At 58.7% G+C, this 16,661-nt stretch carries 13 protein-coding genes and 1 tRNA gene; 6 read left to right on the top strand and 8 right to left on the bottom strand.

Going from position 1 to position 16,661, the window contains the following annotated elements; translation table 11 throughout:
• The first annotated feature begins 143 nt into the window (after nt 1-143).
• A tRNA-Met gene (locus tag DESPR_RS13490) sits at nt 144-220 on the top strand.
• A gap of 85 nt (nt 221-305) precedes the next feature.
• The gene (locus tag DESPR_RS13485; protein WP_015725350.1) at nt 306-1,760 is read left to right on the top strand and encodes a site-specific integrase; all 1,455 of its coding nucleotides are present in this window, start codon (nt 306-308) and stop codon (nt 1,758-1,760) included.
• A 67-nt stretch (nt 1,761-1,827) separates the two neighbouring features.
• Here the strand turns inward: DESPR_RS13485 and DESPR_RS13480 are convergent, their stop codons facing one another.
• From DESPR_RS13480 to DESPR_RS18585, 5 genes are all read right to left on the bottom strand, one after another.
• The gene (locus DESPR_RS13480; RefSeq protein WP_015725349.1) at nt 1,828-2,736 is read right to left on the bottom strand and encodes a recombinase family protein; all 909 of its coding nucleotides are present in this window, start codon (nt 2,734-2,736) and stop codon (nt 1,828-1,830) included.
• Nucleotides 2,737-2,932: 196 nt separating this feature from the next.
• Nucleotides 2,933-3,619, bottom strand: a complete 687-nt coding sequence (locus tag DESPR_RS13475; protein ID WP_425513473.1) for a rolling circle replication-associated protein — start codon at nt 3,617-3,619, stop codon at nt 2,933-2,935.
• Between the two features lie 523 nt (nt 3,620-4,142).
• Complete coding sequence (locus DESPR_RS13470; protein ID WP_015725347.1) at nt 4,143-4,670, bottom strand: hypothetical protein; 528 nt, start codon at nt 4,668-4,670, stop codon at nt 4,143-4,145.
• Nucleotides 4,671-4,942: 272 nt separating this feature from the next.
• Nucleotides 4,943-5,893: a hypothetical protein gene (locus tag DESPR_RS13465; RefSeq protein ID WP_169701625.1), complete on the bottom strand. Its 951-nt coding sequence runs from the start codon at nt 5,891-5,893 to the stop codon at nt 4,943-4,945.
• Between the two features lie 45 nt (nt 5,894-5,938).
• On the bottom strand, nt 5,939-6,091 hold the full coding sequence (locus DESPR_RS18585; protein WP_015725345.1) for a hypothetical protein: 153 nt from the start codon (nt 6,089-6,091) through the stop codon (nt 5,939-5,941).
• Nucleotides 6,092-6,820: 729 nt separating this feature from the next.
• Here DESPR_RS18585 and DESPR_RS13455 point away from each other — a divergent pair.
• From DESPR_RS13455 to DESPR_RS13440, 4 genes are all read left to right on the top strand, one after another.
• The gene (locus tag DESPR_RS13455; protein ID WP_015725344.1) at nt 6,821-8,134 is read left to right on the top strand and encodes a glycoside hydrolase family 1 protein; all 1,314 of its coding nucleotides are present in this window, start codon (nt 6,821-6,823) and stop codon (nt 8,132-8,134) included.
• Nucleotides 8,135-8,337: 203 nt separating this feature from the next.
• Complete coding sequence (locus DESPR_RS13450) at nt 8,338-9,951, top strand: ABC transporter ATP-binding protein/permease (RefSeq protein WP_218918249.1); 1,614 nt, start codon at nt 8,338-8,340, stop codon at nt 9,949-9,951.
• A 24-nt stretch (nt 9,952-9,975) separates the two neighbouring features.
• Nucleotides 9,976-11,157, top strand: a complete 1,182-nt coding sequence (locus DESPR_RS13445; RefSeq protein WP_015725342.1) for a glycoside hydrolase family 5 protein — start codon at nt 9,976-9,978, stop codon at nt 11,155-11,157.
• Nucleotides 11,158-11,184: 27 nt separating this feature from the next.
• On the top strand, nt 11,185-11,952 hold the full coding sequence (locus DESPR_RS13440; RefSeq protein WP_169701624.1) for an endonuclease/exonuclease/phosphatase family protein: 768 nt from the start codon (nt 11,185-11,187) through the stop codon (nt 11,950-11,952).
• Between the two features lie 18 nt (nt 11,953-11,970).
• Here the strand turns inward: DESPR_RS13440 and DESPR_RS13435 are convergent, their stop codons facing one another.
• From DESPR_RS13435 to DESPR_RS13425, 3 genes are read right to left on the bottom strand one after another with little or no spacing between them, the layout of a single operon-like run.
• Complete coding sequence (locus tag DESPR_RS13435; RefSeq protein WP_015725340.1) at nt 11,971-12,639, bottom strand: HAD hydrolase-like protein; 669 nt, start codon at nt 12,637-12,639, stop codon at nt 11,971-11,973.
• A 7-nt stretch (nt 12,640-12,646) separates the two neighbouring features.
• A complete protein-coding gene (locus DESPR_RS13430; RefSeq protein ID WP_015725339.1) occupies nt 12,647-15,361 on the bottom strand; it encodes a PqiB family protein in 2,715 nt (904 codons plus the stop codon).
• A 3-nt stretch (nt 15,362-15,364) separates the two neighbouring features.
• The gene (locus DESPR_RS13425) at nt 15,365-16,660 is read right to left on the bottom strand and encodes a paraquat-inducible protein A (RefSeq protein ID WP_015725338.1); all 1,296 of its coding nucleotides are present in this window, start codon (nt 16,658-16,660) and stop codon (nt 15,365-15,367) included.
• Nucleotide 16,661 lies beyond the last annotated feature (1 nt).

Raw genomic sequence — 16,661 nt, 5'->3', positions numbered from 1 at the left:
TTTCCGTCGACCTCGCCGGGAAAGGGCTTTTTTTTTTGCACAAAAATCAACAAGCGGCTTGTCCCTCAACAGTTTTGTTGTTGACAAACGGAAAAATTTTTAAGATATTGCTCCGGTTCAAGCCCGTAGGCTTTTTGAGATACGGCGATGTAGCTCAGCCGGTTAGAGCATACGGCTCATATCCGTAGTGTCCGGGGTTCAAGTCCCTGCATCGCCACCATTTTATTTGTAATCTGTTGAGATTACAACATATATTGCCCGAATCATTCCTCACTGGTACACAAACAGGTACACAGGGGTGGTACATGATTCGGGCATTTTCTTTTCTTTCGCGGCATCCTTCCAGCGGTCTTCTTTATTTTCGGCTCCGGGTTCCGGGCCACCTTCAGGCCATCGTCGGCAAAGTTGAAATCAAGCGTAGCCTGGGGACTGCTGATAAGCGGGTTGCAATCCCGGTTGCCTATCGTTTATACTCGGAATTGCAAGATTATTTTGAGAAACTGGAGAAGGGCGAACCAATGCGGAAGCGGAAACGACCGGCCAAAAAAGACGACTCCCTACAAAAGATCGTTTTCGATGAACTGACCCTGCCCAGTGGGGCCAAGGCCAAGGGTGTTGTCATTGATACGGGTTGCGACAAGAAGGACGCAGAGGTTGCCGGGCAACTACTCGGAAGCATCCAGAGCACTGCACCAACAGCCATTTCGACCGCCAAAGAATCAACCGGGGGCAAGTTGCTAAAGGTCGCCGAAAAGTACCGGGCCGAAAAGGTCACTGAGGGCTCATGGACTCAGAAAACCCACGACGAACACAAAGCGCTTCATGAGTTGCTTTCTCAAATCCTTGGGAATGTCGATATAGCAGCCATTGGGCACAAGGAAGCCCGCACCTTCAAAGAAGTTTTACTCAAGCTGCCCTCAAATATGACCAAAGGTCGTTTTGCCGGTAAATCTGTTCGTCAACTCCTTCAAATGAACATCCCCGACAGTGCAAAGATGCACCCCAGAACCATCAATGAAAAGGTTCAGAGGACATCCAGCCTTTTCTTGTGGGCGGTCCGGCATGGATACACAACGGTGAATGTTTTTGAGGGATTGAAAATGAGGCTTCAAAGTAAGGCCAGCGAAGAACGGGCGGTCTTTGATTCGGACGACCTGGGCAAGCTCTTTGACCCTGAACGGTTCACCCCTGAGAAAATCCGCAAACCATTTCAGTATTGGTGCACCCTACTTGCCCTCTACACCGGTGCAAGGGCTCAGGAGCTTGCCCAGCTTCGCGTTCAAGACGTTTTTGAGGCTGAACCAGGGCTATGGGCCATCCGTATTGCAAAAGAGGCTGGGAAGCTCAAGACAACGGCTTCTCAACGTGAAATACCATTGCACCCGGTCATCATTCAGCGCGGTTTCCTGGACCATGTTTCACGGACCAAGGCGGCGGGCCATGAACGGCTATTTCCGGAAGCGTGGGACACTGGAAACGGGCCAGGGGACAAGCTCTCTCGCTGGTTTGCCAATTATCGTAAAACCCTGGGGATAGGAAGAACCAAAAAGGGCGACGGGAAACCGAACAAGTGCTTTCACTCATTCCGGCATTGCTTTGCCGATGCTTTGAAACAGGCTGGGGTTGATCCGCTGAAGATTGCCCAGCTTATGGGCCATTCTGACCCGAACATTTCAACCGGGCGGTACGGAAAGGCTTTTCCTTTGGCGGCACTTTACGAAGTGGTTCGCTTGTTGAATTTCCCAGAGGTGAAGGGCTGAATGAGTGGCACATGGGTGGTCATATACCCGTAGGGTATATGGACCACTCCATGATTTCGGTTTTTTTTTAGAGGTATCCCCAGAACCGATTGTCGTCATTCGTGTCAAAAACCAGGACAACAAAACTCTCCTGCTTGTACATGACTTCGCCGATCTCGGCCTTAAGGCCACGATGCTCTTTGTTGAATTGTTTGACAATTTTGTGGGCATCAAGAAGGTTATGGGTTTTTGGGGTGGTTCCGTCAAAAGACTTTGGTGCAGCATCACCCATAACAATCATTTTCATTTCGGGTTCCCTCGGTGTCACCCTGTCAAGAACACGCTTCACGCTGGCTGCCTGCCATTCCTTTCCCCGTGCGGTCCTGTACCCAGCATTATTCAAACTGTCGGCTATATCCCGGAGTGAATCACCCTCAGAGCGCATTTCCTGGATGATCTGGGCCATCTGTCGGGCGAAGTCGTCGGCCTTCTCAATCCGGGCCTTGTTGGCGTTCTTAGGGGCACCGCTGCCGGGTATCTGCTCGCCACGCTGTAAGCAGGGGTTCCCCAGCTTCTTTCCTTTTGCCTTGGCGGCCTGTAAGGCGGCCCTGGTGCGCTGGGAAATAACCTTGCGTTCATGTTCGGCCATGGCGGCGTATATGTGCACGGTCAACTCTGTTGCGTCCGGCATCTCGGCAACGGTGAAGGGCACACCGGCCTTTTGCAAGCTGGTAATGAAATGCAGGTCACGGCTCAGTCGGTCCAGCTTGGCCACCAACAGCCGGGCACCTTTCAACTTACAATCCCTGATCGCCTTTTCCAGTTCGGGCCGGTCATCCCGCTTTCCGCTTTCCACCTCGGTATATGTGCCAACCACTTCCCAGTTACCGCCATTCAGGTAGCGGGTCACCGTCTCTTTCTGCGCTTCCAGGCCCAAACCGGACCGGCCCTGCTTGGCTGTACTCACTCGGTAATATGTCACAAAACGGCCTTCCATTGCGTTCCTCCCTGGTATGTTACAAACCTTCATACGAACGTTTGATATTATGTAACACACCTGGAGAACACCTGTCAACCATCAATGAAGCTCCACAGAAACGGCCTACAATCAAAAAACAAGGTCAATGGGTATTAGGTATAGGCCAAGGGTTAAATCTTGCTCTACGGGGCGGATAGGGGGCTTCCTGAAAGGATTAGAACTCTGCGGGCTGGATGGTGTGCCGGTACATATTGGCAAGGTCCGGCTGGGCAAGGATACGGTCAATGCCGTCGATGACTTTTCCGTATCGCCAGAACCAGGCTGGGAATAGGTAACTCAGCCAATCAACATCCGGCGGCTCATCTGTCAATTTCTCAGTGATACCAAGCAATTCGGTAGCAAACCGTTTCACTTTACGGCGGAAATCTCGGGTATACGGGTTATTCCACGCGAAGCGGGCAACAGACCGTAGGAAATTCCTGGAGTAGCTGACCAGGCGGACACCCTTGAATCGTTCAGGGTCCAGGGCTCTTTGGAGAATGACCTTGCTGAAATACTTTGCAAGACCCTTGCCAGTTCGGACTGGAAGGATTTCTGAACGACCAAAACCGTACTTTGGGGCGGCCTCACGAATGTCTCTCCAGAGCGTTTTCAGGGCCTTGGTTGCGGTTTTGAATACCGGGATAGCCTTGTGGTCCTTGGCGTATTTCCATCGAAAACCAAGGCAAATAGGGGCCTGGAAAGCAACAAGAAGGTGGTAATGCCATGAACCACTTTCATGCAATTCCCTGACCGTGATAAAAGAGCCAATCCTTTCACGAAGGAAATTACTCATGAAAGAGTTCAACCGCTTCGATGCTTCTCTGGGGTCTGTTAAGTGATCTGGGAAAGTAAGGGTCATGACCGCTACGCGGTCCCTCCCGTACTGCCCAACGAAACGTTCAACATTTTCGGTCAGGCAATAAAGAGCCTTCCTCTGGGGGCTGGAGAGTTTGCTAAATAACCGTTTCATCGTGACGATTGAATTATTTAGCTATAGGGTACTCTATTGTCATAGAGTACAACAGACAAGGAACTGTGGGCAGGTGGGTGGGAAAGTTAAGGCGGGCTTGACAATCTTTGAAGCAGGCAGTATTGTTCATGTGTCTTCCATTTTTGCCCTGTGCTCTCCGACGCCAATCATCGAGCATGGGGCTTTTTTGTTTTATGGGTCCAGGGCTCAATATAGGGCCTTTTTACCTTCTACGCAAGGCATCCTATAGGCCAAGCTCCAAAAGTCGATTGTAGGGCCTGCTGTGGGCCTTCTTGAAGGTATTGGCAGGGCACCCCCTCTGACCCTACCCCCTCGGCAATGCTCCGCTGTCCTGGGAAGGGGTTGACTTCGCGGTTGTATGCAATGGCTATATGCACTGCCGGGGCTATGCCTATTCGTCGCTGTCGTCGGTGTCTACCGGGCCATGGTCGGCTGATCCGGGTAAAACAGCCTGCTGGAACAGGGTTCCGGCAAACTGAAAAGGATTCTTGCCGTTGGAGATTTCCAGAGCTGACCGTGGGGCGAACTCTTCGGGCCATCTTCGCTCAAGCATCCAGCAACAGGCGGCCAGGCTGGGGGCAAGCTGCTCTGTGGTTTCAATAGTTCCGATAAGCCGTCCTTCTTCGTCCCTGCGCTCCTGAATTTTCTTGATGATCCGGCCACCATAGGCAATTTCTTTGATTGCCTCCAAGGTGGTCACTTTGGCCTTTTGCTCCGCTACCTTAATTTCCTCTAAAAAATCCAGGAAGATACCGCTTTTCGATTCCTTCCCTTTGGCCAGCCAGTAATAAAAAGTGCTCTCGGCAACCCCTGCCAGGGCAGCAGATACCTTATACGAAAAGCCTTGTGCCACGTTGTGGGCAAGCTCGTTGATTAGCTCACGGGTAAGGCGGCTGGTACGGCCTTTTCTCTTTTCCATTTTTTGGTTCTCCTAAAAAAAGGCTGGGAGGGATCGGCTACCACCCCAGCACTCGAAAGCGATTACTCAGGCTGTTTGCTGCCGATTACCTGCGGGAGTGGCTCCGGAATCGCGTTGCATTACACTGAAGGCCAGCGCCAAACCTGCAAGAATGGCCTGGGCTTTGTCAGGTGACATAACACCCGTATCAAGTTTGTTTATAATCTCCCGTGTCGCTCTGCCTACGTCATTGGGCGTCTTGAGTTGTCGCCCACGTTTGCCGGGTTGCATGGTCAGACCTCAAGCGGCTTGACGGGTTCCAAGGGAACACCTGCTGCCAGTAAAGCGCGCTGCTGATCGGACAGAGGCGGCTGATCCTGCTGGCGGGCCTCAACAACAAGCTCAGGTTGGCGGCTCAGTTTCTCCAGCTGGCTCAAAATCAGCTCGGTTGCTGCCTTTCTCAGTCTGGCGGCTTTCTGGGCCTCAAGCCGGGGCTGGGCTACCTGCCCGGCAAGGGTTTGATCGACCTGGGCCTGTTCGTCGGCGGTGATCATTGCAACGGGGCTGTCCTCGACTGCAACGAGCATCAGCTTTGCCCGGTCGGTGTCTGCATTGTAGCTCTGCGCTGCTGCAAGGGCGTGACTGAGCGCTACATTCTGTAAGGTGCGCTCTTCATCAGAAAGCGGTAGTTCAAATTTCTTTGCCCTGGCGATACGGGCATCAAGCTCTTCGCGGGCATCTTTTTGTTTTTCGATCAGCAAACGGCGGATTTCCTGTAGTCTCAGCTCGTAAAGCATCGTTTCTGTCAAATCACGAACGATGGTCCTTCCTTTGGCACGGCTCAAAATGTTTACGATTTCGGCGTCAACGTCTTTGATAAATCTGTCGAAAGCGGCAATCTTGCTTTCGTGACCGGCAAGGCGTTTGATTTGTTCCTGGATCGCTGCATCAACGGCTTTTTTGCGACCGGTAAAGCTCTTGTCTTCATCGCTGTTAATCGCCTTGCACTTCGCTGAAAGCTGGATAAGTGCGGTCTCTTCTTTGTCAAGCCATTCAAGCTCTTGAGTGATTGTAGACAATGGGAGTTCAAACTCCATTGTCAAATTGACAAGACGTTCGCGAATTGAAAGGCCCTGAAGTGTAAGCATGTTCGATTTTCCTCTGTTTTGTTCGATAAAATAAAAAAAGTCTTCACCTATAGGAAAACCGTGCCATTTGGCCCAAAAAAAAATGAAAAAGGCCACCTTTGCTGGTGGCCTTGGTCCTGGGGGCTGGAAGGTGGGGCGGGTTTACTCAGCGGTGACCTCCAGGCGGATTGTTTGCTTTCCATCGCTGACATAGACGGCACCGGTCTGACGGTCCCGGTAGACACCTGGGACAAGCTCTTCTGTGCTGGGCTGGTTGGCGTAATCGTCAACTGCGGCGGTCTTGATCTCGATCATTTGGTGCGCTCCTTGTAGGGGTTGAAATTTCCCAGCATCCTACCGGCACCCATGGTCACTGTCAAGAGATAATAACGGTAAATCAAGTAGTTAATCAACAGGTTGATTGATTGATATTTTCCTTGCTTTTAATCGGTTAATAAGTTAATTAACTGATAATTCATTGTTTTTTCGGTCTGGTACACGGTTCAGGTACACAAAATTGGTACACGGGAAATTGAACCCTTTTGTTTAATGGAATGATTCCAGCAATATAGGCTTTTTAGGGGTCGAAAAGCTCCACTCCCTGCATCGCCACCATTTCTAAGTCCTGTACATTACAGGCAATATATAGAAACCCTGCTTTCGAAAGAAAGCAGGGTTTTTTGTTTTGTGGGTTCGTGTACGCACTATGTAAGCAGTTTTGGTCTATTGGAATCCGTAGAAACATCGGGATAATAGGAAAATGAGGTTTCTGCCCATCGCTGCGGTCCTCCTCGAACTGGTGGCTTTGCTGGCGCGGACCAGCAGCATCCAAGGCACACGCTGGCTGAGGCGGCATGGAAGAAGGGCGGGCCGGCTCCCTTTTTCCCGGCCAGCACAAGAAGGTGTTGACTGTGCTCCTGGTTTCTTATAGGAACTGACCCTGTGAGGTTGACCGGGGCCGCCGGCCCGCCGGAAAAGCGATTTCTTTCCGCCGCATAGCCGCCAGCGGCTGCGGCGTGTCGAGATGCTCCAGGGGTATTTGTCATGTACGACGTCTTCAGCCTGCCGCCCATCCACTTCCCTGACCACTTTGTGTGGGGCAGCGCCACCGCTGGGCATCAGATCGAGGGCGACAACATCCATTCCCAGGCGTGGTACAAGGAGCAGCTGCCGGAATTCTATCAGGAAGACCCGAACCGCGCGGTCCGCGCCCCGTCGGGCAAGGCCTGCGACCACTACCGGCTCTACCGCCAGGATGTGGAATTGATCGCTGCCCTGGGTCACCGGGCCTACCGCATGTCCATCGAGTGGAGCCGGATCGAGCCCGAGGAAGGACGATGGGACCATGAGGCCCTGGCTCATTACCGCGATCTGCTGGAGCGCCTGGTCGACCGGGACATCCAGGTGTTCGTCACCCTGCACCATTTCACCCATCCGCTGTGGTTCGACCGGCTGGGGGGCTTTGCCAAAGCCGACAACCGCCGCTTCTTCGAGCGCTATCTCGCCTTTCTCCTGCCGCGCATCAGCGCTTATGTCAGCGGCTGGAACGTGATCAACGAGTTCAACCAATGGGGCGGGCTCACCGCCGGACCGGAGGTGGCGGCGCTGAAGTTCAACATGCTGCGGGTCCATGCCCTGGGCTACCGGTTGATCAAGACCCACTCCACCGCCCCGGTGAGCAGCGCCCACGCCTTTATTCACTGGTTTCCGCGCCGTTTTCATGACGATTTGGACCGGCGGATGACCGGGCTTGCCGACTTCGTCACCAACGAGTTCTTCTTCCATGCCCTGCGTACCGGGGAACTGGTCCATCCGGGCGTGGATGCCGAGTATGCCCCCGAGGTCAAGGGCGCGCTCGATTGCTGGTGCGTCAACTATTACACCCGCCACATGGTCGACGCCCGCCAAGCCGGTTTGGATGGCCGCCGGTTCCGTCACAAGGAACTGAAGATGATCCCCATGCGGTTTTATCTGGAGGAGATGTATCCCGAGGGGTTGATCGCCAACCTGGAGCGGTTGCGCGACTATCCGGTCTACATCACCGAAAACGGCTGCGCGTGTGACGATGACCGCTTCCGCATCGTCTACCTGGCGTTGCACCTTTCCGCGCTCCACGAGGCGATGGAGCGCGGGGTGGACGCGCGCGGTTATTTTTACTGGTCGCTGATGGATAATTACGAATGGACCTCCTTTGTCCCCCGTTTTGGCTTGGTGGCGGTGGATTTCCAGACCTTCGAGCGCACTCCAAAACCCAGCGCCCTGTTCTATCGGCAGGTGATCCGGGACAACGGCTTTGACGGCGAGACGATCCGGGCTTTTCTCGATGCGCTGCCCACTCTGGAGCGCCACGGACGATGACCGGGTCATGCTTCCTGTCCCGCCGCTGCCTTGCCCGGCCCACGCCGCCCCTGCGGTCAACTCCGGCGCGCCGGCCAGCGACCCCGTCGTCGGCTGGCGCCCTGTATTCCTAACCCCCCTGATTCAAGATGCCTCCATCCCGCCATTTTTTTGTTGAATTTCTTCGGCTGAGCAAGCTGTTCTGGTTCTCGAACCGAAAACGGATGATCCGGAAAGCCGCCGTCCTCCTGGCCGTGCTGACCATGGTGCAGATGGTCATGGCGGTGCTGCTCACCCAGTGGAGTGCGGGCTTGTTCAACGCCCTGGAGCAGCATTCCATGAGCGGCCTCATGACCCAGACCGGTCTGCTGGCGCTCCTTTTCCTCGGCGACATGGTGCTCACTGGCTGGCATCTGGTCGTCAAACGCAACCTGCAGATATATTGGCGCGACTGGATGACCGAACACGTCTACTCCCGCTGGATGCAGGCCGGCCGCCACTACCTGATCACCCATCTGCCGGGCGAACACGACAACCCCGACGGCCGCATCGCCGAGGATTGCCGGGTGGCCACCGAGTCGGCGGTGGTCCTGGCCCATTCGTTGCTCTACTCCATCCTGCTGCTGATCGGCTTCACCGAAGTGCTCTGGTCGCGCTCCGGAGTGGTGACGCTCGATCTGGGGTTCGCCGCGATTCCAATCCACGGGCATCTGGTGTGGATCGCCATTCTCTACTCGGCCGTGGCCTCCTGGCTGGGCTGGCTGGTGAGCCGGCCGCTGACCGGCGCCACCAATGCCCGGCAGTCGGCCGAGGCGGACTTCCGCGCCAGTTTGCTGGAAGCTCAGGATAACAGCCAGGCCATTGCCCTGATTCATGCCGAGAGCTGCGAGCGGCACCAGTTCCGTGAGCTGTTCCGCCGGATACGGGTGATCTGGGACGCGCAAACCACCGCATGGCGCAACATCCTCATGTTCGGTTCCGGTTATTCGGTGCTGTCCATGGCCTTCCCAATCCTCATTTCCGCCCCCCGCTACATCCTGGGGAAAATTTCCCTGGGCGCGCTGATGCAATCGGCCCAGGCCTTTCAGCACATGACCTCAGCCCTTTCCTGGCCGGTCAACAATGCCGGCGGCATCGCCGAGTGGCGTGCCTCGGTGGAACGCATCCTGGGCCTGCTGACGGCACTGGAAAACGTCGACGAGGAGCTGGCCAAAGCGGAGCATCTGATCCAGGTAAAGAACTCCGACCGGCAGGTGCTGGCCTTCCACGATCTGAGTATTGTCAAATACGACGGATCGGTCCAGGCCGAGGGGATCACCATGGAGATCAACCAGGGCGAACACGTCCTGCTCACCGGCAACGCCTTCACCGGGGCCAAACTGTTTCGGGCCATCGCCGGAATACGGCCCTGGGGCGGGGGGATGATCGAACTGCCCAGCCAGGGACGCCTCTTTTTCATGCCGCCCCGGCCGCATCTGCCCACCGGCACCTTGCGCAACGCCATCTGCTACCCTTCCTCCCGGCGGGTGTTCACCCAGGAACAGATCGAGCAAGCGTTGCGGCTGGTGGGGCTTGAGCATCTGATCGGTCAGCTCGACCGGGAAGAAAACTGGCTCCACACCCTGGCCCCGGCCGAGCAGCAGCGCTTGGGCATGGTCCGCCTGCTGCTCAATCGGCCCCAGTGGATCTTTCTTCAGGAGGCCTTCGATTCCCTGGAACCCGAGGACGAGGAACGCATGCTGCGCCTGATCTGCGACCAGCTTCCCGGTGTCACCCTGATTGCGATTTCCCATACCGCCAACGGCTCCGCGTTCTACTCGCGCCGTTTGGCTCTCTGACAAACACCCTCAGGAGCAACCCCCATGACAACTCCAACGGTTCACGAAAACGGCGACAAACTGCGCGGCGTCAATCTCGGCGGCTGGCTGGTGCTGGAGAAATGGATCACCCCCAGCCTGTTCGCGGGGCTCAAGGCCACCGATGAAACCTCGTACTGTGTCGAGCTGGGCGAGGCCGAGGCCACCCGGCGCCTACACCAGCACTGGAACACCTTCATCACCCGCGACGACTTCGCCTGGTTGCGCCGCGCCGGCGTCAACGCGGTACGGTTGCCGTTCGGCCACTGGCTGTTCGGCAAGGACTATCCCTATCACCGCAGTTACGGCGAGGCACGCCATCCCTTCGTGGTGGGCGGGTTGGACATCGTCGACAAGGTGTTCGAATGGGCCGGGGAATTCGGCTTGCGGGTGGTCCTGGATCTCCATGCCGCGCCCGGCTGCCAGAACGGCTTCGACAACGGCGGCATCCTCGGCGTGTGCGAGTGGCACACCAAGGAGGAATATATCGAACACTCCCTGGATGTGCTGGAACGGCTGGCCGAGCGCTACGGCGAACACCCGGCGCTGCATGGCATCCAGGCGCTCAACGAACCACGCTGGGACATCCCCACCGAGCTGCTCAAGCGCTATACCCTGGAGGCCTATCAGCGCATCCGCCGCCACTGCCCGCCCGAGCGGACCACGGTGGTGTTCCACGACGGCTTCCGCGATTTCCGCGAATATGCCGGATTTCTCCAGGAACCGGCGTTCCGTAATGTGGCCATCGACATCCATCGCTATCAGTGCTTTGCCCGCGACGACATCGACATGGATATTTTCGGGCACATCCGCAAGAGCGCCGTGGATTTGCGCCTTGAGGCGGACGAGATCATCCGCGAGTCAGGTTATCAGGTCTACTGCGGCGAATGGAGTCTGGGGTTGGATCTGAAAGTGGTGTCGCTATGGGCGGAAGGCCCCTTCAACCATGCCCTGGAGGCCATGGACGAGTTTCAGATGGCCGCGGCCTATCGCGGCTACGCTTCGGCCCAACTGCTGACCTTCGAGAAATACGCCGGCTGGTTCTTCTGGACCTACCGCACCGAGACCACCCCGGAATGGAGCTACCGCGACTGCGTGGAGCAGGGATTCATTCCCGACCTGGGCCGGACTGAGCAGATGGCGGGCATACGCGCCATCCTCGACCGGGCCAGGGATCTGGCGGCCTGAGCGGGCATCCTGGCCATGATCAGGGTGATGAGTTTCAATATTCGTTATGGCCTGGCTGACGACGGGGACAACCACTGGAACAGGCGCAAGCATTTCGCCTTGGACAGGATTCGGGCCTTTGGCCCCGATCTGCTCGGGCTCCAGGAGTGCCGCGACGATGGCCAGGCCGAGTTTGTCCGTGCCTGCCTGCCGGAGTACCATTTTTGGGGCGTTCATCGGCAAGGTCCAGGCGACACGGCCCTAGAGATGGCGCCCCTGCTGTTTCGTCGCTCGGCCTTCACGTTGCTCGACAGCGGCTGTTTCTGGTTGAGCGAAAGCCCGGATGATCCCGGCAGCATGAGCTGGGGGAGCAACTACCCGCGGACGGTGAGCTGGGTCCGACTGGCCTGTCGCGGGACCGGCAAGACGCTTCTCTACGCCAACACCCACTTCGATTACGAGCCCTCGGCCATCGACGGCGACGCCCGGTGCCTGCGGCAGTGGTTGGACAGGCATTGCCGGGAGATGCCGTGCATCGTCACCGGCGACTTTAACGCCGATAAACGCTCCGATGCCTATCGGTTACTGACTGATGGAGGGAATTTGCTCGACGCCTTGCGTCAGGTTGCGCCGCAGGGCGGGAACGAGAGCACCTTTCACGCCTTTGGCCGGCCGGAGGAGCAGGCGGCCATTGACTGGATTCTCGTCTCCAGCCATTTCCGGGTGACCGAGGCGCGGATCGACCGTTCATGCCACGGGCACCTTTTTCCCTCGGACCACTATCCGATCACCGCCGTGCTCGACTGGCAGCGTTGAGCGGCCGTGGCGGCGAAGTTATCGGTGCCGCTGCCGCAGGCTGTCCATCACCAGCGGCAGATGGTCGGGCGCATCGACCAGAACATCGGGGGCGCTGGCCGTCAACTCGTCGAGGGTGCCGTAGCCGTAGGTCACCGCGCCGGTGCCGATGTGGTTGGTTTTGCCGCCGATGATGTCGTACTTGCGGTCGCCGACGATCAGGGTCTGGTCGGGCCGCAACCCCTCGGTGGCGAGAATGTGCCGCACCAGCGACGGCTTGTCGGTGAGGGCGCCGCTGAGTTCGCTGCCGTGGGCGGTTTCGAAATAGACGGCCAGGCCGAAATGCGCCAGGATACGTTCCGCGTAGACGCGCGGTTTGGAAGTGGCGAGGAACAGACGGAAGCCCGCGGCGTTCAGCCCGGCCAGGGCTTCGGGAATCCCGTGATAGACGGCGTTTTCGAACAGGCCGACCTCGGCGAACCGTTGCCGGTAGAACAAGACCGCCTGCTCCAGCAGGCCATCATCGGTCGAGTCGAGCAGCTTGGCGAAGGAGTGGCGCAGCGGCGGGCCGATGCACCATTCCAGGTCGTCCGCCGGGGGAGGGTCGACGCCGAGTTCGCTCAGGGCGTGCTGGATGCACCGGCTGATGCCGAGCTTGGGGTCGGTCAGGGTGCCATCGAGGTCGAACAGCAGATTGACAAGCGGCATGGGCGCCTCACGATCCCTTCTTGACGGGGGCTGATTTTTTGTCGGCTTTGTCGACCATCGGCGGCAGCGGCGGCTGCCACTTGAGCCACGCCTCGTCCACGGTTTCGCTGACCTGAAAATGCTGGCCCGGATAGGCGGGCGGCCCCATCTCCGTGCCCTCGGGGGTGGCCAGGCCGATGCCGCCGGCCAGCACCGATTCCATGGATTCGGTGCGCATGGTCATGCCGCTGAGCACGCTGCCGCTGACCTTGATGCCGCTGGCGTTGTAGAACCGGGTGCCGGAATAGATCAGCTTGGTGTAGTCCGGTTCAATGTTGACCTCCAGCCAAACCTGTTGGGCCGTGGGCGACAGCCGGTAGCCGGTGACCCGGCCGACCTTGATCTGGCGATAGTAGACCGGACTGCCCTGCTTGAGCGAGCCGAGGGTGGCGGTTTCGAGCACGATGTTCAGGCCGGTGGCCGGTTTGAAGGTATCCTCGGCCAAGGGGAGGACGGAGAATTCCGTCTGCAGTGCCCCCATCCCGGTCCGGACATCGATGAAGGCGCCGGTGATTACCGCTTCCAGATGACTGACCCCGGCGAGGCTGACCTCGGGGCGCACCAGGCGCAGGGTGGTGGACTTGCGGAACAGGCGCGCCATCTCCCGGTCGACGCTGGCTTCGCCGCGGATATCGCCGCTGGCCGGGTCGAGGCTGAGATCAGTCACCTTGCCGATGGTGATGCCCTGGTAGCGGATCTCGGTGGCCGTGGCCAAGCCCTCGCCGCTCGGGAAATGAAGGGTCAGGCGCAGGGCGTCGGCATTGAGCGCTTCCTGCTGCGAGGCAAACAGCGGAAAGGTCTGGTCGGCACGAGCCGGTTCCCCCTTGCCCTCGGTGAAGAAGGCGATGCCGCCGTTGAGCAGGGCGTCGAACGGCGCGGTTTCCAGGTTGACCCCCTGGAGCGAGGCGTTGACCGTGACCCCGGAGTAGGTATAGAAGCGCGAGGTTCCGGTGACCAGGTCGCGGTAGTGGTCCTTGATCAGCACCTGGATGACCGTGTCCTGCCGGTTCTGGGCCAGGTCAAAGCCCAAAATCTCGCCCACCCGGATGTTGTTGTAGAGCACCGGCGCCCCGGCGTTGAGTGGCGGTGCCTTGGCGGTGCGCAGTTGCAGTCGCAGCCCCTTGAGCTCCAGCTCGGGCACGGCCTTGAGGGCCTCGCCGTAGGACCCGTGCAGGGTGAAGCGGCTTTCCGCCTCGGCCGCCGGCGGACGCGACTTGAGCGGCGGATTGGCGAAGGCGACGCCGCCGGCAAGCAGCGACTGGACCGAGCCCATGTTGACCTGAAGACGGCTGAGGCTGGCATCGATCTTGACCCCGCCGCCGTTCCAGAACACGGATTTTTTGGTGACCAGATCGGCGTGGGGTTCGTGGATCAGTACCCGCACCAGCACCTGCTCACCCTTGGGGGCGAGCGCCAGTCCGGTGATCTCGCCGACCGTGATCTGCTTGTAGAGCACCGGGGCGCCCACCGTCAGTCCGCCGCTGTCCGGGGCCACCAGGGTAAAGGCGATACCCGGCCGGGTGGCCGAGGCGACCATGGGGCTGGATTCCTCGACAAAGGTATCGCGCCGCTTGCCCTCGCCGATCTCGAAGGTGATGTAGGGGCCGGTGAGCACGGTTTCCAGATTCTTGACCCCGGTGATCTGCACCTGGGGGCGGACGATCCAGAAGCGGGTCGTCTCCTTGAGAATGGCTTCCGCCCGCGGGTCGAGCAGCAGGGTGGCGGTGACCGTGTGGAACTGGTCGTCGTTGATGTCGATGGTCTTGACCACCCCGGTTTTCAATCCCCGGTACAGCACCTTGGTCTTGCCGGCGACAATGCCCTCGCCGGTGGCCAGCTGCAGGGTGGCGGTGATGCCGTACTCGGCGTCCTCGAAGTCCTTGTACAGCTTGAAGGTGCTGCTGTTGGTGGCCGGTTCCGTGGTTTCCAGGGACGGCGGCGTGTCGCAGGTAATGCCGCCGTAGATCAGCGAGGCCAGCGACTCGACGCTGACGCTCAGGCCGCTCTGCACGTCGCCGGTCAGGCTGAGGCCGCTGGCGTTCCAGAAGCGGGTGCCGGTGTGGATCAAGTGGGCGAACCGTTCCTCGATGAAGGCCTTGACCAGGATGGTGCCGTTGTCCTGGAGCAGGTAATCCTCCACGTAGCCGATCTGCAGGTTTTTGCTGTAGATGTTGGAACCGCGCTGCAACGAGTAGAGGGTGTCGGTTTCCAGGGTGATGTGTAGGCCCGGGGTGGTGCTGTCGACCGAGGGCTGTTCGGGCAAGCCCTGAAAATGATTGGCCAGGGTGGTGGATTTGCCCTGACGCATGCCGATGTACGAACCGCCGAACAGGGTGTCGAGGCCGCTGATCCGTCCGGCCGACACCTCGGGCTTGACGATCCAGAAGGCGGTGTCTTCCACCAAGGCGAAACGGACCTGGTTGTCCATGTTGATCACCAGGTTGACGCCTTTCATCCCTTCGTCGATATTCAATTTTTTGACCGTGCCCACGGGAATGCCGCGGACGATGACCTTGGTCTTGCCGGGGGTGATGCCGGTGGCGTCCTCAAAATGGACATAGATGTCGATGCCGGCCTCCTTCATGCTGGTGTGGAGCAGCCAGGCGCCGATGCACAGGGCGACCAGCGGCAGGATCCAGATGGGGGAGACACTGCGCCGACGACGAATAACAGGTTTTTCCATGGGTTACTGACGGGTTTCGGTGGCGGCGGCCGCATCCCAGAGAAGCCGGGGATCGAAGCTCAGGGCCGCGAACATGGTGGAAAGGACGACGCCGGTGAAATACAGGGCGGCCGGCGCGGCGCTGATGGTCGAGAGAAAGCCGAACTGGGCCAGCGAGCAGAGCAGGGTGATGACGAAGATATCGAGCATCGACCAGCGGCCGATGAATTCGATGGCCCGGAACATGATGGCCTTGTGCCGCAGCCAGCTCTGCCAGCGGTAGCGGATGGACAGGAGAATGATCACCAGGCCGACGATCTTGAACAGCGGCACCAGCACCGAGGCGACGAAAATCACCAGGCCGATGCCGTAGGAGCCCTCCTGAAAAAAGTAGATGATGCCGTCCATGATGGTCGAACGATCGGGCACGCCGAAATAATCGACCTCCATGATCGGCAGCAGATTGGCCGGCAGGGTGAGGATGGCGGCGGTGGCCAAGAGAGCCCAGGTGCGGTTGATGCTGTTGGGCTTGCGCGGATGCAGCGTGTGGCCGCAGCGCGGACAACGGTGGCGGCCGCTTTGCTGCGGATAATCGGCGGGCAGCAGCTTGTGGCAGCCGTGGCAGGCAAGCAGATCGGCGGGTTGCGGCTCGGTGCCGTCCGCAGGTGTTTGCAGGGGGCTGGGCTGCGGTTCCTGCTCCTCCATCCGTGACCAGAACAGCGGCGGATCGATCACCGTCTGCGCGGCCACAGTGGTGACCACCAGGCCGACCAGGCAGAAAAATCCGGGGTTGAGGGTGACGGCGGCCATGTGGGACATCTTGATGATCGTGATCAGCACCCCGACAAGAAAGACATCGGTCATCGCCCACTCGGTCAGATGGTGATAGCTGCGGAACAGGGCCGGCATCCAGGCCGCCTTGCGCTGTCGCGACAGCCCCAGGGTGATCAGCAGCAGCCCGGAGAGAATGGCCAGCGGAAAGACCAGGGTGGTCAGGGCCACGATCAGGCCGATGAAAGACTGGCCGGAGGCGAACATGTGTCCGCAGGCCTGGACAATGGAGCCGCGGCTCTCGATGCCGAGCACCGAGAAGGTCATCAGCGGCAGCAGGTTGGCCGGCAGATAGAGCAGCAGGCCGGTCAGGCTCAGGGCCAGCCCCTTCTGGACAGGATTGTGCCTGTAGCGGCGCAGCGCCTGGGCGCAGCGCGGGCAGACCGCCACCAGATGGGGGCGCAGCCTGGGTGAGCGCAGGATCAGGCCGCAATCGGGACAGACCGTCATCGCGGCGGCAACAGGGACGGAACGAGTGGTAAGGGACATG

It is taken from the genome of Desulfobulbus propionicus DSM 2032, assembly GCF_000186885.1.
GTDB lineage: Bacteria > Desulfobacterota > Desulfobulbia > Desulfobulbales > Desulfobulbaceae > Desulfobulbus > Desulfobulbus propionicus.
Note: the sequence above shows the minus strand (reverse complement) of the source record. Positions and strands in the feature narration are given on the sequence as shown.